We start from the raw sequence: 25,543 nt of genomic DNA, 5'->3' as shown, positions 1-25,543 counted from the left end.
CGCGACTCGTGCCGCTCGGTGCCCAACACGTACAGGCCACCGGCGGCGCGGACCCTATCGGCCTCCCGCTCGGCATTCTCCCGCGCCAGGGTGATCGCCTCGTCCCACGCGGCCTCGTACTCCTCGGGCGTGTGCACCGGGTCCAGGCCCGCCTTGCGCAGCCGGCTGTCGGCGATGATGTCCGCGTTGCCGCCGAGCACGACGTCGGTGCCACGACCGGCCATGTTGGTCGCGACGGTGACCGCGCCGACCTGCCCCGCCTCGGCAATGATCTGCGCCTCCTGCTCGTGGAACTTCGCGTTCAGCACGTTGTGCGGGATCTTGCGCCGCTGCAGCTGGCGCGACAGGTACTCCGAGCGCTCCACGCTCGTTGTACCGATCAGCACCGGTTGACCCTTCTCGTGCCGCTCGGCGATGTCGTCGACGACCGCGTCGAACTTCGCCTCTTCGGTCTTGTAGATCAGGTCGGTCTGATCCTTGCGGATCATCGGCTTATTGGTCGGGATCGGCAGGACGCCCAGCTTGTAGATCTGGTCGAACTCGGCGGCCTCGGTGTCGGCGGTACCCGTCATTCCGGCCAGCTTGTCGTACATGCGGAAGTAGTTCTGCAGGGTGATCGTGGCCAGCGTCTGGTTTTCGGCCTGGACTTCGACGCCCTCTTTCGCCTCGATCGCCTGGTGCAGGCCCTCATTGAAGCGCCGGCCGTCGAGGACGCGTCCGGTGAACTCGTCGACGATGACGACCTCGCCGTTGCGGACGATGTAGTCCTTGTCCCGGTGAAAGAGTTCCTTGACCTTGATGGAGTTGTTCAGGTACCCGACCAGCTGCGAATTCGCCGCGTCGTAGAGATTCTCGACGCCCAACTGGTCTTCGACGAAGGAGACCCCGACTTCGTGCACGCCGATGGTCTTCTTCTTGATATCGACCTCGTAGTGCACGTCCTTCTTCATCAGCGGGGCCAGTCGGGCGAACTCGACGTACCACTTGCTCGACGAGTCTGCGGGGCCGGAGATGATCAACGGGGTGCGGGCCTCGTCGATGAGGATCGAGTCGACCTCGTCGACGATGCCGAAGGTGTGGCCGCGCTGTACCTGCTGGTCGAGGGCGTGGGCCATGTTGTCGCGCAGGTAGTCGAAGCCGAACTCATTGTTGGTGCCGTAGGTGATATCGGCGTCGTAGGCGCGCTTGCGCGCCTCCGGCGACATCGCCGACAGGATCACGTCGGTCTCCAGGCCGAGGAATCGGTGCACGCGACCCATCCACTCCGAGTCGCGCTTGGCGAGGTAGTCGTTCACCGTCACCACGTGCACCCCCTTGCCGGCGAGCGCGTTCAGGTAGGCCGGCAGTACACAGGTCAGGGTTTTGCCCTCACCGGTCTTCATCTCGGCGATATTGCCGAAGTGCAGCGCCGCGCCACCCATGATCTGGACGTGGAAGTGCTTCTGGTCCAAGACGCGCCAGGCCGCTTCACGGGCTACTGCAAACGCCTCGGGCAACAACTCGTCAAGTGTCTCGCCATCGGCGAGCCGCTCCTTGAATTCGTCGGTCTTGGCCCGCAGTTCATCGTCGGTGAGCGCGGCGGTCTCGTCTTCAAGCGCTTCGACGTGACCGGCGATCACGTCGAGTCGCTTGACCATCCGGCCTTCGCCGACGCGGAGCAGCTTGTTCAGCACTGGCAATCCCTTGTGTTAACCGTGAGTGTCTCGCCCGATCTGAGCGCCCCGAGTCGGAGCGCTCAGATCGGGCCCTTTGACATGGTACGGAACACTGGGACTCGGTGCGCCAGCGCGTCGACTCGGCGGCGATCAGGTCAGGCGTAGCAGGCCATAGTCGAACGCGTGGCGGCGGTACACCACCGACGGCTGATCGGACTCCTTGTCGTAAAACAGGAAGAAGTCGTGCCCGACGAGTTCCATCTCGTAAAGCGCGTCGTCAACCGTCATCGGCACCGCCGGGTGTTCCTTGATTCGCACGATCTGCCCTGGTTCGTGGTCGTCAACCGGGTAGTGGTCGAGATCGGCATCGGCGATCGACGCCGCCGCGCTGCCCGCCAAGTCTCCCGCACCCGTGGCGGTTGCCTCGGCCAATGATGTCGGGGTGCGCAACCCGTAATGGACCTCGCGGCGCGTCTTGGCCCGGCGCAGTCGCGAATTCATCCGGTCCAGCGCCAGTTCGAGCGCCGCATAAAAGTTGTCGCCGCCCGCCTGCGAGCGGACCACCGGACCTTTGCCGGTCGCGGTGACCTCGACCTGCTGACACGCTTTGGATTGTCGGCGGTTGCGCTCGTGATACAGCTGCACGTCGAACCGGAAGATCGCCGGGTCCAGGCGTTCAAGGCGGGCCAGTTTGTCCACCACGTACTCGCGATAATGGTCGGGGATTTCCACGTTGCGACCGGAGAAGTTGACTGCCGCATTCGGCTCGACCGGGTTTTGGGAGACCACCGTGCCCGGCGGGCGGGCGAACGCCGCCTGCGCGTCGAAAGGCTGCTCCTCCTCACGCCGACCGGCCTTGGACTCGCGCTGACCTTTGCGGTGAATAACAGACGACATACAACTTCCTCCTACTGGCGGAACGACTCGATGCGGTGCGTGCCAGCCGGGCAGCTGACACTGAAGTGGCGGCGGCCTCACCTCCTTGTCGTCGCTGCTGCGACCGGAGTGGGAATGGTGATTCCGACGGTAGTCCCCTCGGCACACCCCTGCCAGGTTTTGCCTCACCGCGCGCGCCGACAGTGGTGTGATGGTGTCGAGGGGGACTCGCTTGGATGAATCAGGGCACCGATTCTCATCCGGGGCGTTGTTTGGCGCGCTGGTCGACCTTGTGCTGCCCGTCGTCTGCGGGGGCTGCCGATCGCCCGGATCGCCGTGGTGCGATTGCTGCGCGCAGCACCTCGCCGACGATCCCCGGCGCGTCCTCCCCCGTACGCCGGTACCAGTCGGCGTGTGGGCGTGCGGGCCCTACCGCGGCCCGCTGCGCAGTGCGATCATCGCCGCCAAGGAGCACGGGCGCCGGGACCTCGTCGAGCCACTCGGCGGCGCCCTGGCCCGGTCGCTGATCACCCTGGCGCGCTGGGGCGAACTCCCCGACGCCGACCGCCTGCTGTTGATCCCCGCACCCACCCGACTGGCCGCCGCCCGGCGCCGCGGCGGCGATCCCGTCGAGGCCTATTGCCGCGCCGCCGCACAGCACCTGGGTCCCGGCGTCGGCGTCACCCGTCTGCTGCGCACGAGTGGGTGGGTCCACGACTCCGCCGGACTGTCGGCCGGCGCCCGGGTCGAGAACCTGCGCGGCGCGATCCGGCTGCGCACCGATCACCCACTCCCACCGGCGTTTTCGGCCCGGCCCGCCATCGTCCTCGTTGACGACGTCGTCACCACCGGAGTCACCGTCGCCGAGTCCATCGGGGCGCTGCACCGGTCTGGCGTGGCCGTCTCGGCCGTCGTCGTACTCGCGGCCGCCGATTGAAGACCGGCAGACAGGTTCCGCCGGGGCGCGGCCGTTGGTAGGTTCACCGTATGTCGACATCCACGACGCCCGTCCGCGAACTGCTCCTCAACCCGCGCACCTACGATCCAGCGCAGTTCGACGACGAGACTCGTCGTCTGCTCCGCGCCACCATCGACTACTTCGAAGGCGTCGGCAAGCAGGAACTGCTGCGGCGCGATCGGGATGCCGAGTGGATCGACGACTTTCTCGGGTTCGTCCACCGGGAGAATCTGTTCGCGACCTTCTTGACCCCGGCCGCCTACGCCGACGGCCACCCGAATCGCCGGTGGGATGCCGCGCGCAATGCCGCCCTCAGCGAGATCCTCGCGTTCTACGGGCTGAGCTACTGGTACGCCGAGCAAGTCACCATTCTCGGACTCGGGCCGATCTGGATGAGCGCCAACGACGCCGCCAAACGCCGGGCCGCCCAGCAGCTCAATGCCGGCGGGGTCATGGCGTTCGGGCTTTCCGAGCAGTCCCACGGGGCAGATCTGTACAACACCGACATGCTGCTCACGCCGGATGGCGCCGGCGGATTTACCGCATCCGGGGAGAAGTACTACATCGGCAACGGCAACGTGGCGGGCATGGTGTCGGTGTTCGGGCGGCGCACCGACCGTGAGGGCCCAGACGCCTACGTCTTCTTCGTCGCCGACGCCCGGCATCCGGACTATCACCTCATCGAGAGCGTCATCCACGGCCAGATGTACGTCAGCACCTTCGCCCTGACGAACTATCCGGTGGCGGCCGGCGACGTCCTGCACACCGGCAAGGATGCGTTCGCCGCGGCCCTCAACACGGTCAACATCGGCAAGTTCAACCTGTGCAGCGCCTCGGTCGGCTTGTGCGAGCACGCGTTCTACGAGGCGATCACCCACGCCAACAACCGGATCCTCTACGGCCGGCGCGTCACCGACTTCTCCCACGTCCAGGCCAACTTCGTCGAAGCGTTTACCCGGCTGGTCGCGATGAAGCTGTTCAGCACCCGGGCGATCGACTACTTCCGGAGCGCGAGCCGCGACGACCGCCGCTATCTCCTGTTCAATCCGCTGACCAAGTCGAAGGTCACCTCCGAGGGTGAACGGGTCGTCACCCTGCTGCTCGATGTCGTCGCGGCCAAGGGCTACGAGAAGCGCACCTTCTTCCAGCAGGTGAACCGATTCGCGGGCTGGCTGCCCCGGCTGGAGGGAACCGTCCACGTCAACGTGTCCCAAATTGTGAAGTTCATGCCGAACTATCTGTTCCGCCCGGCACAGTACCCCGCGGTCCCGCCGCGTCCCGACGCCACCGACGACGCGTTCTTCTTCGCCCAGGGGCCGCTCGGCGGCGCCGGACAGGTCCAATTCGACGACTGGACGCAGGCCTATGAGCGCAATGCGGCACAGCCCAACGTGGCACTGTTCTACGAACAGGCGAAAGCCCTCGCCGACCTGCTCACGACGGCCGCGCCGAGTGCCGAACAACTCGAGGAACTGGACTTCCTGCTCATCCTCGGGCACCTGTTCTCGCTCATCGTCTACGGGCAGTTGATCCTCGAGCAGGCTGAGATCATCGGGCTCGACGACGCGATCCTGGATCAGATCTTCGCGGTTGCGGTCCAAGACTTCTCCGCATACGCCGTCGCGCTGCACGGCAAGACGGCGGCGACCGAGGCGCAGCAGGCCTGGGCACTGGGCGCCATCGCGCGCCCGGCGGTCGACGCGGATCGCTACCAGCGGGTGTGGGAGACGGTCCGCTCGTTCGACGGCGCGTACGAGATGCCCTGACGCCACACCTGCTACGGCAGCACCGGGGCCATCTCGGGACCCTTTGCCGCGGGCACGTCGGCCCAGGTCTGGTCGCGGTCGCCCGAACTGGTCGACAACACGAGCACGCCCCGGGTATCGGCAACATAGATCGACGACAGGTTCGCCGCGACGGCGTGCACCGGCGGAGCCAGGTTGCCCGACGCCAGCCCGACGGCGGGCAGCCCCGACACCGGCACCTGGGTGACCGGTGACTCGGTGGCGTCGCGCGCGACGACCAGCGTCGTCGGCGACGCCCAGTCGAGGGCGACGGCCCGGTTGCCGATGTTGTACGCCGCAAACCGCGGATGAGCGAGGTCGACTTGCCGGCCGTCGCGTTCCTCGATCACCGCGAACAACACTTGACCGGCAACGATGAGCGCCACTCGGACACCGTCGGGCGACACCTGCAGATCGGTGATCGGCCCGTGGGCCAGCGCCGACAGCGCGGCCGTGTCGGCGACCGCGGTGTGCCCCCCGGTTTCATCGCTCACCCAGCGCGTCGGCCGGCCGTCCACCACTGCCCACACATCGCCATCCGCACCAAACGCCGGCCGGGTGATCGAGGTGCCCGACGCCAACGGCTGCACCGGGCCGTCGTAGCGTCCGGTGACCAGTTGGGCGCGGGGCCCGCCCGGTGGCGTCTCGACGGGCGCGGCGGGTGCTACCGGCCGTGGTGAGCGAACCGCGGCCACCCGGGATCGGTCGCTACTCAAACTCGCCGAGGCGATTTGGGCGCCGTCGTTGAGGTTCCCGCCCACCGGCGTCAGCTTGCCGTCGACGACGCTCTGCAGCCGGCCGTTGCTGATCACATCCAGCCGATCAGTCTGGCCCGATGAGGCCGTCGGCGAGTAACGCTGCACATCGGCGAGCCTTATCCCCTCGGGGCGGTCCGGTAGCAGCGGCGCCCCGTCCAGCGTGATCTCGTACGGCGCCGGCGCGTCGACACTGTTCAACGTCCACACCAGTTGGGCGGCCATCAATGCGCGATCAGCGGCATTCGGTGTTCCCGCGCGCCGGAGATCGATCCGCACCCCGCCGGCCTCCCGGCGGGCCACCTCGCCGACTTCGGTCTGCGCCGGTATCGCCGACGTGGTGGCGCCCACCAGGTCCAGGCTGGGGCCGGCGAGCAATCGCGCGACGACCGACGCCGTTCCGGTCTGCCCGATATAGAACCACCGCGGGTCGCCGATAAGCCGTGCGCGACTGCGGTCCGCGAAAAAGAGGGTGACCAGCCGGTAGGTCGCCTCGAACTGGGTGCGATCAATCAGCACTGCGGGGGGCGGCGGCCCGTCGATGCGCCAGCCCAGCGGCGTGCGGGTGAGCCGAACCGTGGCCTCCACCCGGCCCGTGGCCGGCAGCAGCTGGCCGTTGACCTTCAGGGAGGCCGTGTTGTCCCCGATGATGCGCACCGTCGCCGCGGTGTCGGTGCGCGAATCCACCAGCACGCTGACATTGCTCAACACCGCCGAGTCGCCGCGGTCATCCCACCGGGACCCGTTCGCGGGGGTGAGGAAGGCCCGCGCTGCGGAGTGGGCTGCGGTGGGGTCGGCGGTCGCCCTCAGAAATGCGCGCACCAGCGCCTCCGGATCCATCGCAGCATCCGGCTTGGGCAGCGGCTTGGCGTCGGGACGCCGCTCGAAAGTCTTCAACGGCTGCGGCGACGAGTCGTTGGGGATCACCACGCAGCCGGTGGCCACGACCGCCACGACCGCCAGCACTGCCACCAGCACCCCGCGGGCGCGCGCGACCGTCATCGCGAGCCGCCGCTGGGGGCCGGGCCCGAACGCACGTCGAGCGGCCGGAGCGGCAATGGACTGCCGAGCACCTTGTGGCCGCGTTTGAGCGGCAGGGTGAGACGGAAGTTCGAGCCCTGCCCCGGCTCGCCCCACGCCTCCAGCCGCCCCGAGTGCAGATTGGCGTCCTCCACGCTGATCGCCAAGCCGAGGCCGGTGCCGCCGGAGCGGCGGTACCTCGACGGGTCCGAGCGCCAGAATCGGTTGAACACCAACTTCTCCTCTCCAGGGCGCAATCCGACGCCACGGTCGCGAACGGTCACCGCCACCGCATCGCCGTCGGTTCGCATCGTGAGCGTGACGGGACGCTGCTCGGAATGATCGATGGCGTTGGCCAGCAGGTTGCGCAGAATCCGTTCCACGCGGCGGGGATCGATCTCCGCGATGACCGGCTCCTCGGGGAGGTCGACAACAAGCTCGGTCCCGGTTTCGTCGGCGAGGTGGCGCACGGTCTGCAGTGCCCCGTCGATCGGGATGGACATCGACATGTGCTCAGCCGCGAGCTCGGCCATCCCCGCGTCATGGCGGGAGATCTCGAGGAGCTCGTTGAGGAGCGTCTCGAACCGGTCGAGCTCCTTGTCGAGGAGTTCGACCGACCGCTTGCGCACCGGGTCAAGATCGTCGCGGCCGTCGTAGAGCAGATCCGATGCCATCCGCACCGTCGTCAACGGTGTGCGCAGCTCGTGCGACACATCCGAGGTGAACTGTCGTTGCAGACCGCCGAATTCTTCGAGGTGCGCGATCTGGCGCTGCAGGCTCTCGGCCATATCGTTGAAGGCCACCGCCAGCCGGGCCATATCGTCTTCGCCGCGCACCGGCATCCGCTCGGACAGCTGGCCGGCGGCGAACCGAACGGCGACCCGCGCCGCCGAGCGCACCGGCAGCACCACCTGCCGCGACACCAGCCATGCGATGGCCGTCAGCAGGCCGAGCAGGACCACGCCGCCGGTGAAGAGCGTTCGGAAGACGAGTTTCACCGTGTCCTCTTCAGCCGTCAACGGAAACACCAGGTAGATCTCGAGGCCGGGGATCGCCGCATTGGTCGGGCTACCGACCAGCAGGGCCGCTGTGTTCGCGCCGTCGGTCGTCTCCACGGTCGAATACTGGTAGGCAACCTGTCCGCTCTGCACCATCGTCCGCAGGTTCGCCGGTATCGCGCCGACCGGCCCGACGCCGGTGACGGCGCCGCCGCTGCCCGGGCCGCGCACCAGCAGCACAGTGTCGAATGCGCCCACCGCGCGCGAACCGGTACCGGATTCGCCGGTGTCGCGTTCGGTCAACAGGGCCCGCGTCTGGCGCAGCCGGGTGATCACCGGAGTGCTCGGGTCGGGACTCGCCAGGTCGCGCTCGACGACGACGCGGGCGCGATCAATCTCCTCGCCGGCGGCGACCAGCTTCGCGTCCAACAGGCTGTTGGTGATCTGCGACATGAGGACGAAGCCCAAGACCACCAAGACGACGAGCGAGAGGACGAGTGTCGACACGATAACGCGCAGTTGTAGGGAGCGCCGCCACACGCCGCCAAAACTGTTGCCGATCCGGGTCAGGGTTCGGCGCAGTCTGGCGGTCGCACTGTTGGGGCGGCGCGGACGGGGGGCTCGCCCCCGCCCGGAACGCTCGGTCACGGCGGCCCGGCTTTGTAGCCGACACCCCTCACGGTCAGGACGATCTCGGGGTTCTCCGGATCAGTCTCCACCTTGGCGCGCAGGCGCTGCACGTGCACGTTCACCAGTCGCGTATCAGCCGGGTGGCGGTAACCCCACACCTGCTCCAGCAACACATCGCGGGTGAACACCTGGCGGGGCTTGCGGGCCAGCGCCACGAGCAGATCGAATTCGAGCGGCGTCAACGAGATCTGCGCCCCGTCACGCGTCACCTTGTGCGCCGGCACGTCGATCTCCACCGGACCGATGGACAGCATCTCGGCGGGTTCGTCGTCGGTTCGACGCAGCCGGGCCCGGATGCGTGCGATCAGTTCTTTCGGCTTGAACGGCTTGACCATGTAGTCGTCGGCGCCGGACTCGAGCCCCAGTACCACGTCGACGGTGTCGGTCTTGGCCGTCAGCATGACGATCGGCACGCCGGAGTCCTGCCGCAGCACGCGGCAGACGTCGATTCCGTTCATTCCCGGCAGCATCAGATCTAGCAGCACCAGATCGGGTCGAACTTCGCGCACCGCGGTAAGCGCCTGGGTCCCGTCGGCGACGTGGAATGGCTCGAAGCCCTCACCGCGAAGCACGATGGTCAGCATCTCCGCAAGCGCGGCGTCGTCGTCGACGACCAGGACACGTGGCTTCATGCGGTCCATAGTGACACTTCCGTGACCTGTTGGCCGGTACCGACGCGCCGAACCCGACGACCGCACGAATCGCTGGCCTGCGGTGGCGCGTCTAGGATCCAGACCGTGGCCACGTTCATCGCCGTCGAGGGAATCGACGGAGCAGGTAAGCGCACCCTCGTCGAGGGGCTGCGCCGGCAATGGGAGACCGGCGGCGTCCGGGTGGCGACAGTCGCCTTCCCGCGCTATGGCGAGTCGATCCACGCCGATCTCACCGCCGAGGCCCTGCGCGGCGGACATGGCGACCTGTCGCAGAGTGCCTACGCAATGGCCCTGCTCTTCGCCCTCGATCGCCGCGATTGTGCGCGGCGACTTCGCGAGCTGATCGACGACTACGACGTGGTCATCGCCGACCGGTACGCGGCGTCGAACGCCGCTTACACCGCCGCCCGCCTCGCCGACAACTCGGTGCGCGAGGCGGTGGCGGCGACCGAATGGGTGCGCGCCCTGGAATTCGACCGGTTCGGCCTACCGGTTCCCGATCATCAGCTGTTCCTCGGCGTGCCGGTAGCCCTCGCCGCCCAGCGAGCGGTGTCCCGGGCGGCCGGCGACGCGAGTCGCGACCGGGACCGCTACGAGCGCGACTCGACACTTCAGGAACGCGTGGACGAGGCCTACCGCGGCCTGGCCGCGGCACAGTGGGTTTCGCCGTGGCGAATACTGTCCGGCGCACCGGAGCCGGACCTGGCACAAGATCTGCTCCGCTGACACCGCCTCGGTGCTGACACCTTCTCAGCACTGAACCCGCTCGGTGCTGAACGTCGTCAGCGCTGATCGCTGCGCAGCGGATGCCCGGCGGGCACTTCCACGAGGACGACCGGCACCCCGTCGGGATCGGTCAGCCACATCTCGATCAGGCCCCACGGCTCGGTCCGTGCGTCACGGGCGATCCGAACTCCGGCAGCCTCCACTTGTGCCCGCGCAGTAGCGATATCGCGCACCTGCAACCAGATGTCGGCCGCCGGCCGCCCGGCTGGCGCCGGCGCCACCGGCGAACGATGGCCCGCGATCTCGATCAGCCCCTGCCCCGCGAAGAAGACCGTCCCGCCGGGGTACTCGCGGTAGACCGCCAGCCCCAACGCATCCCGGTAGAAGGCCAGGGTCTTCTGGTAGTCGGCGGGCCGCAGCAGCAGGCGGCTGCTCAGGATCTCGACCATGCCGGCTCCGGGGCCTAGTAGCGGTAGTGCTCGGGCTTGTAGGGTCCTTCGACATCGACGCCGATGTACTCCGCCTGCTCCTTGGACAGCTTCGTCAAGGATCCGCCGAGCGCCTCGACATGGATCCGCGCCACCTTCTCGTCGAGATGCTTGGGCAGTCGGTAGACCTCGTTGTCGTATTCGTCGTTCTTGGTCCACAGCTCGATCTGCGCGATGACCTGGTTGGAGAAGCTGTTGCTCATCACAAACGACGGGTGACCGGTAGCATTGCCCAGGTTCAGCAGGCGGCCCTCGCTCAGCACGATGATGCTGTGACCGTCGGGAAAGACCCACTGATCGACCTGCGGCTTGACCACGATTCGGGTCAGCCCCGGCGCGGACTCCAGTCCCGCCATGTCGATCTCATTGTCGAAGTGGCCGATGTTGCCCAGGATCGCCTGGTTCTTCATCTTCGCCATGTGCTCGAAGGTGATGATCCCAAGGTTGCCGGTCGCGGTGATCACGATGTCCGCCGCGCTGATGGCCTCGTCGACGGTCACCACGTCGAAGCCGTCCATGAGGGCCTGCAACGCGTTGATCGGGTCGATCTCGGTGACCTGCACCCGGGCGCCCTGTCCGGCGAGGGATTCCGCACACCCCTTGCCGACATCGCCGTAACCGCAAATCAGCACCTTCTTGCCGCCGATGAGTACATCTGTGCCGCGGTTGATGCCGTCGATCAGCGAATGCCGGGTGCCGTATTTGTTGTCGAATTTGCTCTTCGTGACCGAGTCGTTGACGTTGATCGCCGGGAAGGACAGGTCACCGGCCGCGGCGAATTGGTAGAGACGAAGGACCCCGGTCGTGGTCTCCTCGGTGACGCCGCGGATGGACTCGGCGATCGTCGTCCACTTGTCCTTGTCCTGTTCGAAGCCGGCGCGCAGCAGGTCGAGGAAGACTTTGTACTCGGCAGAGTGATCGTCGCTGGCAGGCGGGACGACCCCGGCCTTCTCGAACTCGGCGCCGCGGAGGACGAGCATCGTCGCGTCCCCGCCGTCGTCGAGGATCATGTTGGCCGGCGCCGGATTGCCGTCCGCGCCAGCCGGCCAGGTCAGCATCTGCTCTGCGCACCACCAGTACTCCTCGAGTGTCTCGCCCTTCCAGGCGAACACCGGGACACCCGTCGGCTCGTCGACGGTGCCGTTCGGACCGATGACGACGGCCGCCGCCGCATGGTCCTGGGTGGAGAAGATGTTGCAGGACGCCCAGCGCACCTCGGCGCCGAGGGCGACGAGGGTCTCGATCAACACCGCGGTCTGGATCGTCATGTGCAGCGAGCCGGAAATCCGCGCCCCCCGCAGCGGCTGCACGCCGGCATATTCGCTGCGCAACTCCATCAGCCCGGGCATCTCGTGCTCCGCGAGCCTGATCTCGGTACGGCCGAATGCCGCGTCCCCCAGGTCGGCGACCTTGAAGTCGATTCCATTGCGGCGGTCAGCGGTCGGCGTGGCCTTGGACACGAGGCTCATTTACTCCCCTAATCGGTTCCTCCCGGGCCGAACGTGGCCGGGCGGTGCGGTAAGTCCCGATCAGGCTATCGTGTCGGACTGCTTGTCGTTCCACGCGGGCAGCTCCCCGCGCTCGCGCCGCGCCAACACCGAATGCTTGCGGCCGTAAGCGACATAGACCACCAGTCCCACCGCCATCCAGATGACGAAACGCAGCCAGGTCTCGAGTGACAGGTTGAGCATCAGCCAGCCGCAGGCGATCACGGCGATGATCGGTGTGAACGGGACCAGTGGAACCCGGAATCCACGCGGCAGGTCTGGCCGCGTCTTGCGCAGGATGATCACGCCGATGCACACCAGCACGAACGCGAAGAGGGTGCCGATATTCACCATCTGCTCCAGCGCGAACATGTCGAAGAAGGCGGCCAGCAGGGCCGCGACCACTCCGACGATGATGGTCATGCGCACGGGCGTGCCGCGCGTCCCGGTCTTGGCCAGGCTCGGCGGGAAGAGGCCGTCACGGGCCATCGCGAACCCGATACGGGTCTGCCCGAGGAGCAGGACCATCACCACGGTCGTCAAACCGGCCAGGGCGCCGAGGTTGATCACCCACTCGGCCCAGGTGACCCCGTGCGCCTTGAATGCGGTCGACAAGGTCGATTGGACGAGCTCGTTGTTCGGCCCGCGCTTATCGGCGAGGTCGGTGTACGGGACCATGCCGCTGAGCACGATGGAGACACCGACGTAGAGGACCGTGACAATCGCCAGCGAACCGAGGATGCCGCGCGGCATGTCGCGCGCCGGGTTCTTGGTCTCCTCCGCGGTGGTGGCGATCACATCGAACCCGATGAACGCGAAGAAAACCAGCGACGCAGCGGCCAGCAGGCCGTACCAGCCGAAGCTGCTCCCCGTCGCTCCGGTCATCCACGAGAACACCGTCTGATGAATGCCCTCCCCGTGCGAGCCCGTCGTCGCGGGCGGGACGAACGGGTGGTAGTTCTTCGGCGAGATGTAGAACAGGCCGACAACGATCACCAACAGGACGACACCGACTTTGATGGCGGTGATCACCAGCGACACCCGGGACGACAGCTTCGTCCCCAGGGCCAGGAGCGTTGTCAGCACGGCAATGAGGACCACCGCCCCCCAGTCGACGTCGATCGAGCCCACGCGAACGACGGCGGCCCCGTCGGAACCGAGCACCTTGCCCAGGTAGAGCGACCAGCCCTTGGCCACGACCGAACTGGCGAGGGCGAGTTCGAGGATCAGGTCCCACCCGATGATCCAGGCCACGAATTCCCCGAATGTCGCATAGGAGAACGTGTAGGCACTGCCGGCGACCGGCACGGTTGAGGCGAACTCCGCGTAGCACAGCGCGGCCAGGCCACAGGTGACGGCGGCGACGACGAAGGCGATGGACACCGACGGCCCGGCGACGTTGCCCGCGGTCCGCGCGGTCAGGGTGAAGATTCCGGCACCGATCACGACCGCGACCCCGAAGACGGTCAGGTCCCAGGCGCTGAGGTCGCGGCGCAGCCTGGTGTCGGGATCGTCGGTGTCGGCCATCGACTGCTCGATGGATTTGGTCCGTGTGAACGAATTTCTCATCGCTGCCTGCCTTCGTCGGCATCACCGTCGGCGTCGGTGCCGCGGTCGATGTCGGGCTCGATATAGATGACCCGGGCGTGCGGCACCGCCTGGCGAATCGCCGCCTCAGCCGAGTCGATGGTGCGCGCGATCGTCGACGCGTGCTTGGTTCCGGGAATCGCGACCTTCACGCCGACCAGCAGTTCTTCCGGCCCGAGGTACTGCGTCTTCAGATGGATGACCCGCTGCACGTTGGGCTCCGCGTCGATCGCCGCGACAATGGCGCGTTCCTCATCCGGGGTGGCCCCTTCGCCGAGTAGCAGGCTCTTCATCTCGATGATCAGGACAATGGCAATGATACCGAGCAACAGGCCGATCCCGACTGTGCCGAGGCCGTCCCACAACCCATTTCCGGTAAGCCAGGTCAGGCCGACGCCGATGAGCGCCAGCAGGAGGCCGACCAATGCGCCGGCGTCCTCCAGGAGCACGACGGGGAGTTCTGGTGTGCGGGAGGTACGGATGAACCGCCACCAGCTGGCGCGGCCCTTCAGCGGCTTCGATTCGCGGACCGCGGTGCGGAAGCTGTAGCTCTCCAGTGCGATTGCGAATACGAGGATCACCACTGCGATGACCGGCGAGCTCAGCTCATGATCGTGGGCATGCCTGATCTTTTGATAGCCCTCGTACAAAGCGAACAACGAGCCAAGGGTGAACAGCACCAGGGCAACGATGAACGAGTAGAAGTAACGAGCACGTCCGTAGCCGAACGGATGGAGCTTGTCTGCTTCCTTGCCCGCCCGCTTCTGTCCGAGGAGCAATAGCGCCTGGTTGGAGGTATCGGCGACTGAGTGCACACCCTCGGCGAGCATTGACGACGAACCGGTGACCGCCCAGCCGACAAATTTTGCCGCGGCGATACCGGCGTTTGCCGTCAATGCGGCGATGATCGCCTTCTTGGATCCTTCAGTCGACAACGTGTCACCTCGTGTTGCGAGCGGATGATTCGCAAAGACTACCTGCCGCTCCGTCGACCCATCGGGCGACGGCGCAATGCCGCGCGGGACCCGCCGCCGCCCGAGTGGACGACGACGGCCCCCCGGCAATTACACAGCGAAAGTGCGCCCCACCCGCAGGTCGGTGTTGCCCATCGTCGACGACGCCTTCGACACGGCGTTGCTCAGATTGTTCAACCGGCCCCGCGACTCGTCGAACACCCGGTCCCAGTGTTGTTGCGCTTCCCCATACGCCTGTGCGCCTTGTACCGATTGCCACTGCGATGCGAGGGCGTTGACTTGGGTGCGTAACTGACCCGACAATTGTTCGAGGCGGGCGAAGTTCCTGTTCAGATCCCCGGTGAGCGTGTCGAGGGCGGCGAAATCGTATTGAATGACACTCATTTTGGTTGCTCCTTACTTCTGCGGTTGGGATCAGACGGCCAGTGAACCGGCGATCGTGGTGGCGCCCGAGTCGTCCTCATCGCCGTACCCGGCGAAGGAGGAGGTGAGCTTGGCCTTGATGTCCTCGAGGGCCAGGTTCAGCTTGGTTGCGCTCGCGTTCCAGTCTGCGTGTGTCGTGTCGTAGGCGCCCGACGCACGCCCCTTCCAGGTGGTGGCCGCGTTCTGCGACGCCGTCTGGATGGCGCGGATGACCTGCTGCATCTCGTCGACGATTCCGGCCACCGACTTGGCCGATGCCATCGAGGCGGCGACGTCGAGGTTGAGCCCTGATCCGGGCATGGTGTTCCCCCTTCATTCTTCGGGTCGGCTCACACGGGTGTGTGTGCCGAGTTCGTAGCGGTGGGGTCGGCAACCCGCACCTGGTCTCCGGTCGCGAGCTGCACCCAGGTCAGCGGCTCTGCCGCGGCCGTGCTCGGCGGTGATGCCTCGACCGCCCCGGCGGAGATCGATGCGGCGGTGGGCGCGGTGCGCCCGGCTGCCACCGTTGGCGCGCCCGCGATCGGGCCGACGGGGCCGGGCGGCGCGTCGCGGCGCGGCGCAACACCGGGCTGCGCCGGCCGGTCGACGTCGGTGGTGCGCGCCGCGGCGGACCATCGGGTTCCCCGGTTCCCGAGCCCGACGGTCCGGAACGTCCCCAGCACCCGGGGCGGCATCGCGGCCAAGCCCGCCGGTATCGCGCCCGCCGACGACGAGCCACATTTCGACGACTCGACTCTCGCGGCCGAGGATCCGCTCGTGTCTCGCACGAGCACTGGGACCCGATCGGATCGCGGTGGCGCCGTCACGACCGGGGTACAGTCGCGCTCATAGTCGGCCATCACGCGCGCGGTGGTGACGGCCAGCTCTGCCCCGGCCCGCTGGGCCGCAGCAATACCGCCGGTCATAGCCGCGGCGACAGTGCTCAGCCGGGCCCGCGCATCGTCGATCGCCGAGGCGGCGGGCATCGCGAGTCGGGCGGTTTCGGCGGCGCCGGCGGCACCGCGGACCAGTTCGCTCTGCTGTCGAGCCCGATGTGCCAGGGCGTCGAGCCACCCCGGCACGCCGGCCACTGCGCGGCGCGCGGCTGCCGCTCCCGTCGAGTCCCACTCCGCCTGCAAGTCCTGAATGGACCGCCGCGTCGCGGTGACCAGTGCGTCGAGGTCGCCGGCAAGGTCGGCCCAGGACTGCGCACAGTGCCACAGCGGCGCCGCCCCAGGACCAGCCATCAGATCGGTGCGCAGCTGATCGGGACGCCGGGTCGCCCAGTCGACGCCGGTGAAGCCGACTCTCGTGGTCATGATGGGCTCACTCCAGCGGGGTCAGTGCCGTCGCGTCGGCCGCGCTAAGCGCATCCGCCTGCGCCTGGACTATGGCGGCGAACTCGCGCAGCGCACGTGCCCCGCCGGTCAGGTCGGCCTCGATATCGCTAGCCGCGCACACCAGCTTCGCCGCCACCCGGCGACTCACCTCGTCGTTGCCGGCCGCCAGCGGCGTGCGAACCGTCGCCTCGTCGACGATGTGGGCCAGCCGGTCGGCAATCCGGTTGAGCGCGGCGCCGACGCCGGCCAGCCCATCGGGGTTTGCGCGCAGATTCGATGTCATGACAACAATTCCTCTCTCAGTGCGGCGAGCCGTGCCGCCGCCGCGTCATCTACCGGACCCAAGCCGGTGTCGTCGGGTCCATGGGCCGATGGCCGGCCGTCGTCGCCGAACACCGCCGGGGCGCAGGCCCGCTCGCACTCGGCGACGGCGTCCGGGGACTTGAGCACGACGGGAGATCCGCCGATCACCCGCCCGACCGCGTGGGCACCGCCCATCGCCCCCACCCCGGCCATCGGTGCGACCGTGCCACCGGATCCGAGCACTCCGGCCTGACTCGGCGCCGGCGTGGACGCGGCCACCGCTCCGGCAGGTTCGGTTCCGCCGAGACCGGCGGTGCGCGCCGCATATCGCGCGGTGACCTCACGGTTGCCGGCGTCACCCAGGCCGCCGACGCGGGCTCCCCCGCCCTGGCCCGCGCCGCCCAGGCCCCGGGTATGTGCGCCGCCGACGCCGGCCGCACCGACCTTGTGCGCGTCGGCCGGGCAGCATGGTTCCGGGGTCGCGTCGCGTCGCCCGTCCCGGTTGTCGACGCTCGGGGTCGTCTTCGCCGAGCCGGTATTGCTGCTCGATGCGGCCGCCAGGGCCGAGCCGAGCACGCCCGTGGCCGTCTTGAGTGGAACCGCTGCGGCCTCGAGCGCGGACGCGGCGATGGCGAACGGGGAGAGGGCACCCGCCGGTGCACCGCTGATCGGCACCGGCGCACCGTGGGCGACCATCGTGGCGGTCGGCGCCAGCAGCTGGGCCTTCGTCGCGGCGACGACTGCGGCCCCTTCGGCGATACCGGCGCTGATCGCCGCCAGCGCAGCCGCCTGCCCCGGCGGGGTCCAGATGAATACCATCGCCGCGCTGAGGAGTCCCACCGTCTTGGCGATGACCGCCTGCAGCGCCGCCAGCCCACCCGCGACGATGGTTCCCGCCGCACCGATATCGACAGACATGGCGGCCCCCTGCTGCGACACGACACCCGTCTCAGCCGCCGTCCGGCCCATCTTTGTCGCGGCAGTGGTTGCCGCGGTGCCGGCCCACACGGTGTCGACGGCCTTGAGGACCGAGGTGGTCCCCGAGATCGTGAGATCCAGCAGCTCCGACAGGCCGGAGAAGACTTTTCCCAGGTCCCCCGCGCCCGCGAGGTCCCCGGTGCCGAAGGCGCCCAGCAGGTCGGTCAGCGGCTTCAGCAGCGCACCCAGGTCCAGCACCGGAAGCGGCGGCAGGCCGGGCAGCGGTGGCACGGGCGGCAACGCCGGGAGCGGCGGCAGTCGCAGGGAGCGCAGGACCTCGGCGATCGGGGTGTCCAGCGCCGGGCCGAGTCCCACCGCCCGCAGCGCACCGTCGACGGTGAGGTTCGCCGACGCCGGCACGACACTCGCCGACGCCTCGACACCACTCATCGGAAGACCACTCATCGCGACACCGTGGCCGCTCCGGTCGCATCGGCGGCGGCAAACGCGGCTGAGCCGGCAAGCATCGCGGCCGCCGTACCGGCGTGCACCGCCGCGAGACTGCCGACGGCCGCCAGGTGGGCGGCCTGCGCACCGGCGAAGGCCGCGACAAACTCCTGGCCGACCAGACCGAAGACCGCGACCATCGCGGTTGTGTTCGCAGCCGCGTTGACACCACCGGCGGCGGCCAGCGCGGTTCCCATCGTCGCCGAGGTGGCGGCCAGTCCGTCGACGGCCTCCCCGACCATCATCAAAGAACTCATCTCTGTTTCTCCCTGTCACTCGTTGTGGCCGGCGAGTTCGGCGAAGTCCCGATTGAATTCATCGGTCAGCGCCGCCCGCTGTGCGTACGCCCGCTGCGCCGCGATCATGGCCGTGGCGGTGATGAGGTCGCCCAGCTCTCTGGGGGCGAGGCGCATCGCAGCGCCGTCGATCTCCATGCCGACGAGCGCACCAGATCCGTCGGTCCGGGCGGTCACCAGTCGACGCGCATCACTGCTCTCACCGCGGATCGCGCCATAGGCATCGGACAGGTCGGCCATCGCGCCGATCGCCGAGTACGCGCGGACCAGCATCTCCTCCAACTCGGGGTTCGCCATGGTCACCGCAGCCAGGAGTGCGGCGCGCACGCCCGCGCGTCGTCGGCCGACTGGGCGCGGGCGAGATCTTCGGCGGTGGCCAGGCCCATCATGTCGAGCACCTCGTCGCCGACGCCTTGGGCGGCGACCGCCTCCCGCAGCGCGACGCCGGCAGCGATCCGGCCCTCCCCACAGAGTGCGAGGATGCGTGCGGCGAGCGTGTCGGCCCCCAACCCCATCGCCGAATCCGTCAGGCGCACCGCCACGGGCAGTCCCTGCGCGGTCGTCGTGACGGTGATCGCCCCCGATCGCGATCTCGTCGTGTACCGCGAATCAACCCAGTCCAGCGTTCCGGTTTCCATTGCCCCTCCCCCGGGCGGCGCGTTTCGCCGCGTATGGGATTAGACGCACCGGAGCCCGAAACGGTTCCCCCACCCCCGCGGGGTTGGCCCAATGTTTCCCGCCGTAAACACCGTGCTACTTCGGCGCTACCGACCGTGTGAAGCGCCGTCGCATGCGGTTGACTCAACCGACCACGTCGAAACTAGGAGCCCGCCATGACGATCGACGTCATCCATGCCCGCCCGGCCCCCGTTACCGATCAACCGCGGATCCGGTTGCGCTACCGCACGATTCACGGCTATCGACGTGCCTACCGCATCGCGGGCAGTGGCCCGGTCGTCGTCCTGGTCCACGGCATCGGCGACAACTCATCGACCTGGGAGCCCATCATGAGGCGGCTCGCCGCCGAGTACACGGTCATTGCCCCCGATCTGCTCGGCCACGGATTCTCCGACAAACCGCGCGCAGACTATTCCGTCGCCGCCTTTGCCAACGGGGTGCGCGACCTGCTGTGCGTCCTCGGCCACGAACGGGTAACCATCGTCGGCCATTCGCTCGGCGGCGGTGTGGCCATGCAGGTCTGCTACCAATACCCCGCGCTGGTGTCGCGCCTGGTGCTGGTTTCGGCCGGTGGTGTCACGCGAGACGTGTCGCCCGCCTTGCGCCTGGCCACACTGCCCGGCGCCGGCCAAGCACTGGCGCTGCTGCGGCTGCCCGGCGCGGTGGCCGGACTCGACGCGCTGGCCCGCCTCCTTGCCGCCGCACCGTCGCTACTCGGTCCGGCCGAGAGTCTGTCACCCAATCGGCACCTGCGGGACCGGTCCGAGCTCATCCGGATCCTTCGTGACCTGAGCGCCCCCGACGCCCGGGCCGCCTTCGGGCGCACGCTGCGCTCGGTCGTCGATTGGCGCGGCCAGCATGTGTCGATGCTTGATCGCAGCTATCTCACGTCTGCCATCGGGGTTCTCATCGTGTGGGGCACCGACGACACGGTGATCCCGTATCGGCACGCCGAGATCGCTCGGACGGCGATGGCCGGGGCCACCCTCGAGACTTTCGCCGGATGTGGGCACTTCCCGTTTCGCGATGAACCCGACCGCTTCGCCCGACTCGTCGACGGCTTCATCAGATCGACGAGCTCCAGCGCTTTTGACCGGCGGGCCTGGCGCACCACCCTGCTCAAGGGCGCCGGCCCTGGCAGGACCAGGACCGCGGCCGATCAGCCGCCACAGCAGCCCGATCGACCTACCTCCGGGAAGTCGCGCAGGCCCCGAGTCGTCTCGTTGCGCGCAGCCCACTGCGACGGCGCGGGGTAGTCGACCCCTACCAGGCACAGCCCGCGCGCCTGGGCGACCGGCACCTGCGCGCTGCGGACCCGATCGCCCAGCAGTGCGGCGCACCAGCCCACCTCCCGGCGTCCCTCGCCCACGGTGGCGACGGCCCCCACCAACGAGCGCACCATCGACCAGCAGAACGCGTCGGCGGTGACCCGGCCGCGCAGCAGCCCGTCGTCGTCGCGGCACCAGTCGAAGGCCTGCAGGTGCCGAATGGTCGTCGAACCCGGACGGAAGCGGCAGAACGCCGCGAAGTCGTTCAACCCGATCAGCCGCGCCGACGCGGCGTTCAGCCGCTCGACGTCCAGCGGGCGCGGCCAACTCGCCGTGGTCCGCGCGACGACCGGTTCAGGACCCCAATCGGCATCGGCGAGCCGGTATTCGTAGTGGCGGCGGAGCGCCGAGAACCGGGCGTCGAAATCGGCCGGCACCTCGTCGATGTGCTTGACTCGCACGTCGTCGGGCAGCATCTTGGCCAACCGCCGTACCAGGGTCGACGGATCACCGTGGATCGACCGCGTGTCCAGCGCGGGCCGCGCGACCTCGAAATGCGCGACCTGGCCGGTGGCGTGGACTCCGGCGTCGGTCCGGCCCGCCACAGTCAGGCGCACCGGCTCACGGAGCACCGTGCCCAGCGCCTCGGTGAGCACGCCGGCCACCGTCCGGCGGCCCGGTTGAATTGCCCAGCCACTGAAGTCGGTGCCGTCGTAGCCGGCCACCAAGCGCAGACGGCAAACCCCGCCACCGGCATCGGTGGCGGGGTCTGCCGTTGTCGAATCGGTCACGACGATCCGCTGATCGACTGGCGACTAGTCCTCGTCGGCCTTCGCCTCAGCAGCCTCGTCGGCCTTCGCCTCAGCAGCCTCGTCGGCCTTCGCCTCAGCAGCCTCGTCGGCCTTCGCCTCAGCAGCCTCGTCGGGCTTCTTCGACGCGGCCACGCGGTTCGCGCGGTTGGCCTCGGTGGCGACGGTCGACTCACGAACCAGTTCGATCACGGCCATCGGGGCATTGTCACCCTTGCGCGGCAGCGTCTTGATGATGCGTGTATAGCCGCCCGGACGCTCGGCGAAGGACGGGCCGATCTCGGCGAACAGGGCATGCACGATGTCCTTGTCGCGGATGACCTTCAGCACCTGGCGACGGTCGGCGAGCGAGCCGGCCTTCGCATGGGTGATGAGCTTCTCGGCGTACGGCCGCAGGCGCTTGGCCTTGGACTCGGTGGTGGTGATCCGGCCGTGCTCAAACAGCGACGTGGCGAGGTTCGCCAGGATCGCCTTCTGGTGGCTGGCCGACCCGCCGAGGCGGGCACCCTTGGTGGGCTTGGGCATTGTCTTCTCCTCAGAGGTGACCGACTCTCACGAGTGGGTCAGGGTTTGGTAGAGCCGCTTACAGCTGCTCGGTCTCAGCGAAATCCTCACCGGCATCATCGAGGCCGGCATCATCGGACCACGTACCGGTGGCCGGGTCATAGCCCGCCACCTGCGACGGATCGAAGCTGGCCGGGCTGTCCTTGAGGGACAGCGCCATCGCGTGCAGCTTCACCTTGACCTCGTCAATCGACTTCTGGCCGAAGTTGCGGATGTCCAGCAGATCGGACTCGGTCCGCGCGACCAACTCGCCGACGGTGTGCACGCCCTCACGCTTGAGGCAGTTGTAGCTGCGCACGGTCAGCTCCAAATCCTCGATGGGGAGGTTGAACGATGCCATGTGGTCGGCCTCGATCGGCGATGGGCCGATCTCGATGCCCTCGGCTTCGACGTTGAGCTCGCGCGCCAGGCCGAAGAGCTCGACCAGCGTCTTACCCGCCGACGCCAGAGCGTCGCGCGGGGTGATCGAGTTCTTAGTCTCCACGTCGAGCACCAGGCGATCGAAGTCGGTGCGCTGCTCGACACGGGTCGCCTCGACCTTGTAGGTCACCTTGAGGACCGGCGAGTAGATCGAGTCGACCGGGATCCGGCCGATCTCGGCGCCGCTGGCCTTGTTCTGCACGGCCGGCACGTAGCCGCGGCCCCGCTCGACGACGAGCTCGATCTCGAGCTTGCCCTTGTCGTTGAGGGTTGCGATGTGCAGGTCAGGATTATGCACGATGACACCGGCCGGCGGCACGATGTCAGCGCCGGTGACGTCACCCGGTCCCTGCTTACGGACGTACATGGTGACCGGCTCGTCCTCCTCGGAGGACACCACCAGACCCTTGAGGTTCATGATGATCTCGGTGACGTCTTCCTTGACGCCGGCCACGGTGGTGAACTCGTGCAGGACACCGTCGATGCGCACACTGGTGACTGCCGCGCCCGGGATGGACGAGAGCAGCGTGCGGCGCAACGAGTTGCCCAAGGTGTAACCGAAGCCCGGCTCGAGCGGTTCGATGACGAACTTCGACCGGTTCTCGGCGATGACCTCTTCGGACAACGTCGGTCGCTGTGAGATGAGCATTGGTGTGATTCTCTCCTTGTGGCCGACCACTATTTGACGGCCTAGAAGTGGACCGGACAGCTGGTTGCTGAACGGCGGGGGAAGCCTACTTCGAGTAGTACTCGACGATCAGCTGCTCGGTGAGCGGCACCACGATCTGCGAGCGCTCGGGAACACTGTGCACGAGGATGCGCAGGGTCGACGGAACGACCTGCAGCCACGCCGGCACCGGCCGGTCGCCCTGGATCTCCTTGGCGATCTGGAAGGGCACGGTGGCCAGCGACTTCGGCCGGACATCGATGATGTCGTACTGACCAACGCGGTAGCTGGGCACATCGACCTTCACACCGTTGACGGTGAAGTGGCCGTGGCTGACCATTTGACGGGACTGCCGGCGCGTGCGGGCAAGCCCGGCGCGGTAGACCACGTTGTCCAGCCGGGTCTCAAGGAGCTTCAGCAACTCGTCACCGGTCTTACCCGTGCGGCGATTCGCCTCCTCATAGTAGCGGCGGAACTGCTTTTCCATTACGCCGTAGGTGAAGCGGGCCTTCTGCTTCTCCTGCAGCTGCAACAGGTATTCGGTCTCCTTGATCCGCGCACGGCCATGCTGCCCGGGCGGGTAGGGACGACGCTCAAACGCCTTGTCGTCGCCGACGAGGTCGACGCGCAGACGGCGGGACTTCTTAGTTGCGGGTCCGGTATAACGAGCCATTTTCTTGTCCTAACCTTTCCCGCTAAACCCGGCGCCGCTTGGGCGGACGGCAGCCGTTGTGCGGCTGGGGGGTGACATCGGAGATCGTGCCGACTTCGAGTCCGGCGGCCTGCAGCGAACGGATCGCCGTCTCGCGACCCGAACCCGGGCCCTTGACGAAGACGTCGACCTTCTTGACGCCGTGTTCCTGGGCCTTGCGGGCGGCGTTCTCGGCGGCGAGCTGCGCGGCGAACGGCGTGCTCTTGCGCGAGCCCTTGAAGCCCACATGTCCCGACGACGCCCAGCTGATCACATTGCCGCTGGGGTCACAGATCGAAACGATCGTGTTGTTGAACGTTGACTTGATATGCGCATGGCCGTGCGGAACGTTCTTCTTCTCGCGACGGCGGGTGCCCTTCTTGGGGCCAGCGCTACGTGACTTAGGAGGCATTACTTCTTCTTCCCGGCGATGGTCTTCTTCGGGCCCTTGCGCGTGCGGGCATTGGTCTTGGTGCGCTGACCGTGGACCGGAAGGCCGCGACGGTGACGCAGACCCTGGTAGCAGCTGATCTCGATCTTGCGACGGATGTCGGCCTGCACCTCGCGGCGCAGGTCACCCTCGACCTTCACCGACGCTTCGATGTACTCGCGCAGTTTGGCGACATCAGCGTCGGTCAGGTCCTTTGCACGCAGGTCCGGCGACAGGCCGGTTCCCGCAAGGATCTCCTTGGAAGTGGTGCGACCCACCCCGTAGATGTAGGTAAGTGCGATCTCCAGCCGCTTCTCGCGGGGGAGATCGACACCGGCAACACGTGCCATGTGTTCAATTCCTTCTCATTTTCAGAGGTCTGCTCCCAGTCCGTCCCGCTCGCTGTCGGGCCCCGGCCTCTGAACCGGGGGTGGGCGGGTACTCGGATGTGCCCGCTGGTGCTGGAAGTTCGTCAGAGTATTCAGTTGTCTCGATATTCAGTTGTCACTGTTCGGCCAAGCGACCGGTGGAAGGGCGCTGATCAGCCCTGGCGCTGCTTGTGGCGCAGGTTTTCGCAGATCACCATGACCCGGCCGTTGCGGCGGATCACCTTGCACTTCTCACAGATCGGCTTGACGCTCGGCTGGACCTTCACGTCAGCTTCTCCTGTTTTCTTGTCCGCGGGCGGCGCGAAACCCCGCGCAACCCGCTGATGTTTCCCGACGGCAGTTCTGCGACCGCCGGGAAGTCCTACTTGTACCGGTAGACGATCCGTCCACGGCTGAGGTCATAGGGCGAGAGTTCGACGACCACCCGATCCTCGGGCAGGATGCGGATGTAGTGCTGCCGCATCTTCCCGCTGATGTGGGCGAGAACCTTGTGTCCGTTCTCCAGCTCAATGCGAAACATCGCATTGGGCAGGGGCTCGACCACGCGACCCTCGACCTCGATGGCACCGTCCTTCTTCGCCATGTCCTCCGCGCTCCCGGCCGATTAGGCCTGGTGGTAGTAGTCGGCACACGACACGCGCACCGACGGTCCATCTTACGCGACGGGCCGCACCCAATCCAATTCGGGCGGTTGGGCCGCGCTAGACCTTGACGCCCATCGATCGGGCGATCGACGCCAAGTCGTCGAATCGTTCGCCGCGGGCCACGAGGATCCACCGGTCGCCGTCGCGGCGCAGGTCGGCATAGACCATCGCCGAATCCTCGGGGAAGCCCGCGGCGAGATCGTATCGAGCCAGTTGGCCGGCATCGGAATCCCACAGTTCGACCCGACCGGCCGGGAAGTCCCGGAACAGTGCCTCACCGCCGTAGGAGCAGATCGCGATGACAACCCGCTCGATCCGGTCTGGCAGCGCCGCAGTGTCCACCGTCATCTCCTCCTTCCAGCCGTGGAACACCGCGGAATCGACGTTGAGCTTGATCGCCCCGCCGCACGCGCTGAGGTTATTGAAGAAGACGAAGTCGTGATCGGAATCGACAATGCCGCCGGCGGGAAGCACGAACGCGGCGATGTCGAGGTCGAGTTGCGCCGTGCTGGGCGCCAGGTCCCAGCTGACGCCGATACTCACCTTGTGTAGCCCTCTGCGCACCC

29 protein-coding genes and 1 pseudogene are annotated in these 25,543 nt (G+C 67.6%); 4 read left to right on the top strand and 26 right to left on the bottom strand.

Annotated elements, in window-relative coordinates; all coding sequences use genetic code 11:
* A pseudogene (gene secA, locus B4M62_RS11565) lies at positions 1–1,673 on the bottom strand (preprotein translocase subunit SecA); the annotation flags it as partial.
* A gap of 132 nt (positions 1,674–1,805) precedes the next feature.
* Positions 1,806–2,552, bottom strand: coding sequence for a ribosome hibernation-promoting factor, HPF/YfiA family (hpf, locus tag B4M62_RS11560; protein WP_290712870.1), 747 nt, complete (start codon positions 2,550–2,552; stop codon positions 1,806–1,808).
* A gap of 211 nt (positions 2,553–2,763) precedes the next feature.
* Here hpf and B4M62_RS11555 point away from each other — a divergent pair, with 211 nt between their 5' ends.
* Together B4M62_RS11555 and B4M62_RS11550 are read left to right on the top strand one after the other, a co-directional pair.
* Positions 2,764–3,468, top strand: a complete 705-nt coding sequence (locus B4M62_RS11555) for a ComF family protein (RefSeq protein ID WP_290712867.1) — start codon at positions 2,764–2,766, stop codon at positions 3,466–3,468.
* A gap of 50 nt (positions 3,469–3,518) precedes the next feature.
* Positions 3,519–5,255, top strand: a complete 1,737-nt coding sequence (locus tag B4M62_RS11550; protein WP_290712864.1) for an acyl-CoA dehydrogenase family protein — start codon at positions 3,519–3,521, stop codon at positions 5,253–5,255.
* Positions 5,256–5,266: 11 nt separating this feature from the next.
* On the opposite strand, the gene B4M62_RS11545 is transcribed toward B4M62_RS11550, so the two are convergent.
* From B4M62_RS11545 to mtrA, 3 genes are read right to left on the bottom strand one after another with little or no spacing between them, the layout of a single operon-like run.
* The gene (locus B4M62_RS11545; RefSeq protein ID WP_290712861.1) at positions 5,267–7,030 is read right to left on the bottom strand and encodes an LpqB family beta-propeller domain-containing protein; all 1,764 of its coding nucleotides are present in this window, start codon (positions 7,028–7,030) and stop codon (positions 5,267–5,269) included.
* The gene (gene mtrB / locus B4M62_RS11540; RefSeq protein ID WP_414651831.1) at positions 7,027–8,694 is read right to left on the bottom strand and encodes an MtrAB system histidine kinase MtrB; all 1,668 of its coding nucleotides are present in this window, start codon (positions 8,692–8,694) and stop codon (positions 7,027–7,029) included. The genes B4M62_RS11545 and mtrB overlap by 4 nt, the downstream gene beginning before the upstream one ends.
* Complete coding sequence (gene mtrA / locus B4M62_RS11535) at positions 8,691–9,377, bottom strand: MtrAB system response regulator MtrA (protein WP_290712858.1); 687 nt, start codon at positions 9,375–9,377, stop codon at positions 8,691–8,693. Before mtrA ends, mtrB begins: the two co-directional genes overlap by 4 nt.
* Positions 9,378–9,473: 96 nt before the next feature.
* On the opposite strand from mtrA, the gene B4M62_RS11530 reads away from it, so the two are divergent.
* Positions 9,474–10,115: a dTMP kinase gene (locus B4M62_RS11530; RefSeq protein WP_290712855.1), complete on the top strand. Its 642-nt coding sequence runs from the start codon at positions 9,474–9,476 to the stop codon at positions 10,113–10,115.
* Between the two features lie 56 nt (positions 10,116–10,171).
* On the opposite strand, the gene B4M62_RS11525 is transcribed toward B4M62_RS11530, so the two are convergent.
* From B4M62_RS11525 to B4M62_RS11470, 12 genes are all read right to left on the bottom strand, one after another.
* Complete coding sequence (locus tag B4M62_RS11525) at positions 10,172–10,564, bottom strand: VOC family protein (protein WP_290712853.1); 393 nt, start codon at positions 10,562–10,564, stop codon at positions 10,172–10,174.
* Positions 10,565–10,578: 14 nt separating this feature from the next.
* Entirely contained in the window at positions 10,579–12,072 is a 1,494-nt protein-coding gene (ahcY, locus tag B4M62_RS11520; RefSeq protein ID WP_290712850.1) for an adenosylhomocysteinase, read from the bottom strand.
* Between the two features lie 60 nt (positions 12,073–12,132).
* A complete protein-coding gene (locus B4M62_RS11515) occupies positions 12,133–13,659 on the bottom strand; it encodes an APC family permease (protein WP_290712846.1) in 1,527 nt (508 codons plus the stop codon).
* On the bottom strand, positions 13,656–14,612 hold the full coding sequence (locus B4M62_RS11510; RefSeq protein ID WP_290712843.1) for a cation diffusion facilitator family transporter: 957 nt from the start codon (positions 14,610–14,612) through the stop codon (positions 13,656–13,658). The genes B4M62_RS11515 and B4M62_RS11510 overlap by 4 nt, the downstream gene beginning before the upstream one ends.
* A gap of 129 nt (positions 14,613–14,741) precedes the next feature.
* The gene (locus B4M62_RS11505; RefSeq protein ID WP_290712840.1) at positions 14,742–15,035 is read right to left on the bottom strand and encodes a WXG100 family type VII secretion target; all 294 of its coding nucleotides are present in this window, start codon (positions 15,033–15,035) and stop codon (positions 14,742–14,744) included.
* A 30-nt stretch (positions 15,036–15,065) separates the two neighbouring features.
* Positions 15,066–15,374 (bottom strand): WXG100 family type VII secretion target, encoded by a 309-nt coding sequence (locus B4M62_RS11500; RefSeq protein WP_290712837.1) that lies wholly within the window; start codon positions 15,372–15,374, stop codon positions 15,066–15,068.
* Between the two features lie 29 nt (positions 15,375–15,403).
* The gene (locus tag B4M62_RS11495; protein WP_290712834.1) at positions 15,404–16,372 is read right to left on the bottom strand and encodes a PPE domain-containing protein; all 969 of its coding nucleotides are present in this window, start codon (positions 16,370–16,372) and stop codon (positions 15,404–15,406) included.
* Positions 16,373–16,379: 7 nt separating this feature from the next.
* Positions 16,380–16,676 (bottom strand): PE domain-containing protein, encoded by a 297-nt coding sequence (locus tag B4M62_RS11490; RefSeq protein ID WP_290712831.1) that lies wholly within the window; start codon positions 16,674–16,676, stop codon positions 16,380–16,382.
* Complete coding sequence (locus B4M62_RS11485) at positions 16,673–18,079, bottom strand: hypothetical protein (protein WP_290712828.1); 1,407 nt, start codon at positions 18,077–18,079, stop codon at positions 16,673–16,675. The genes B4M62_RS11490 and B4M62_RS11485 overlap by 4 nt, the downstream gene beginning before the upstream one ends.
* A complete protein-coding gene (locus B4M62_RS11480) occupies positions 18,076–18,378 on the bottom strand; it encodes a hypothetical protein (RefSeq protein ID WP_290712825.1) in 303 nt (100 codons plus the stop codon). The genes B4M62_RS11485 and B4M62_RS11480 overlap by 4 nt, the downstream gene beginning before the upstream one ends.
* Positions 18,379–18,393: 15 nt before the next feature.
* Positions 18,394–18,744, bottom strand: coding sequence for a YbaB/EbfC family nucleoid-associated protein (locus tag B4M62_RS11475; RefSeq protein WP_290712822.1), 351 nt, complete (start codon positions 18,742–18,744; stop codon positions 18,394–18,396).
* Positions 18,717–19,055 carry a hypothetical protein gene (locus B4M62_RS11470; protein ID WP_290712819.1) on the bottom strand — a complete coding sequence of 113 codons (339 nt, stop codon included), beginning with the start codon at positions 19,053–19,055 and terminating at the stop codon, positions 18,717–18,719. The genes B4M62_RS11475 and B4M62_RS11470 overlap by 28 nt, the downstream gene beginning before the upstream one ends.
* Before the next feature lie 195 nt (positions 19,056–19,250).
* Here B4M62_RS11470 and B4M62_RS11465 point away from each other — a divergent pair, with 195 nt between their 5' ends.
* Positions 19,251–20,351 (top strand): alpha/beta fold hydrolase, encoded by a 1,101-nt coding sequence (locus B4M62_RS11465; protein WP_290712816.1) that lies wholly within the window; start codon positions 19,251–19,253, stop codon positions 20,349–20,351.
* Here B4M62_RS11465 and truA read toward each other — a convergent pair.
* The 9 genes from truA to B4M62_RS11420 form a co-directional block, all read right to left on the bottom strand.
* Complete coding sequence (truA, locus tag B4M62_RS11460) at positions 20,255–21,160, bottom strand: tRNA pseudouridine(38-40) synthase TruA (RefSeq protein WP_290712965.1); 906 nt, start codon at positions 21,158–21,160, stop codon at positions 20,255–20,257. The two genes, B4M62_RS11465 and truA, sit on opposite strands and share 97 nt — an antisense overlap.
* A gap of 18 nt (positions 21,161–21,178) precedes the next feature.
* Entirely contained in the window at positions 21,179–21,697 is a 519-nt protein-coding gene (rplQ, locus tag B4M62_RS11455) for a 50S ribosomal protein L17 (RefSeq protein ID WP_290712813.1), read from the bottom strand.
* Positions 21,698–21,755: 58 nt separating this feature from the next.
* Positions 21,756–22,805 (bottom strand): DNA-directed RNA polymerase subunit alpha, encoded by a 1,050-nt coding sequence (locus tag B4M62_RS11450; RefSeq protein ID WP_290712810.1) that lies wholly within the window; start codon positions 22,803–22,805, stop codon positions 21,756–21,758.
* Positions 22,806–22,890: 85 nt separating this feature from the next.
* Positions 22,891–23,496 carry a 30S ribosomal protein S4 gene (gene rpsD, locus B4M62_RS11445; protein WP_290712807.1) on the bottom strand — a complete coding sequence of 202 codons (606 nt, stop codon included), beginning with the start codon at positions 23,494–23,496 and terminating at the stop codon, positions 22,891–22,893.
* A 22-nt stretch (positions 23,497–23,518) separates the two neighbouring features.
* On the bottom strand, positions 23,519–23,926 hold the full coding sequence (gene rpsK / locus B4M62_RS11440) for a 30S ribosomal protein S11 (RefSeq protein WP_161928745.1): 408 nt from the start codon (positions 23,924–23,926) through the stop codon (positions 23,519–23,521).
* Positions 23,926–24,294, bottom strand: coding sequence for a 30S ribosomal protein S13 (gene rpsM / locus B4M62_RS11435; RefSeq protein WP_290712799.1), 369 nt, complete (start codon positions 24,292–24,294; stop codon positions 23,926–23,928). Before rpsM ends, rpsK begins: the two co-directional genes overlap by 1 nt.
* A gap of 191 nt (positions 24,295–24,485) precedes the next feature.
* A complete protein-coding gene (gene rpmJ / locus B4M62_RS11430; protein WP_005207978.1) occupies positions 24,486–24,599 on the bottom strand; it encodes a 50S ribosomal protein L36 in 114 nt (37 codons plus the stop codon).
* 95 nt (positions 24,600–24,694) lie between these two features.
* Positions 24,695–24,916, bottom strand: coding sequence for a translation initiation factor IF-1 (gene infA, locus B4M62_RS11425; RefSeq protein WP_003418601.1), 222 nt, complete (start codon positions 24,914–24,916; stop codon positions 24,695–24,697).
* Between the two features lie 118 nt (positions 24,917–25,034).
* Positions 25,035–25,541, bottom strand: a complete 507-nt coding sequence (locus tag B4M62_RS11420) for a TerD family protein (RefSeq protein ID WP_290712962.1) — start codon at positions 25,539–25,541, stop codon at positions 25,035–25,037.
* Between the last annotated feature and the right edge of the window lie 2 nt (positions 25,542–25,543).

The organism is Gordonia sp. UBA5067 (assembly GCF_002414845.1).
Lineage (GTDB): Bacteria > Actinomycetota > Actinomycetes > Mycobacteriales > Mycobacteriaceae > Gordonia > Gordonia defluvii.
The sequence above is the reverse complement of the archived record's forward strand: the minus strand, read 5'-3'. Positions and strand labels throughout refer to the sequence as shown.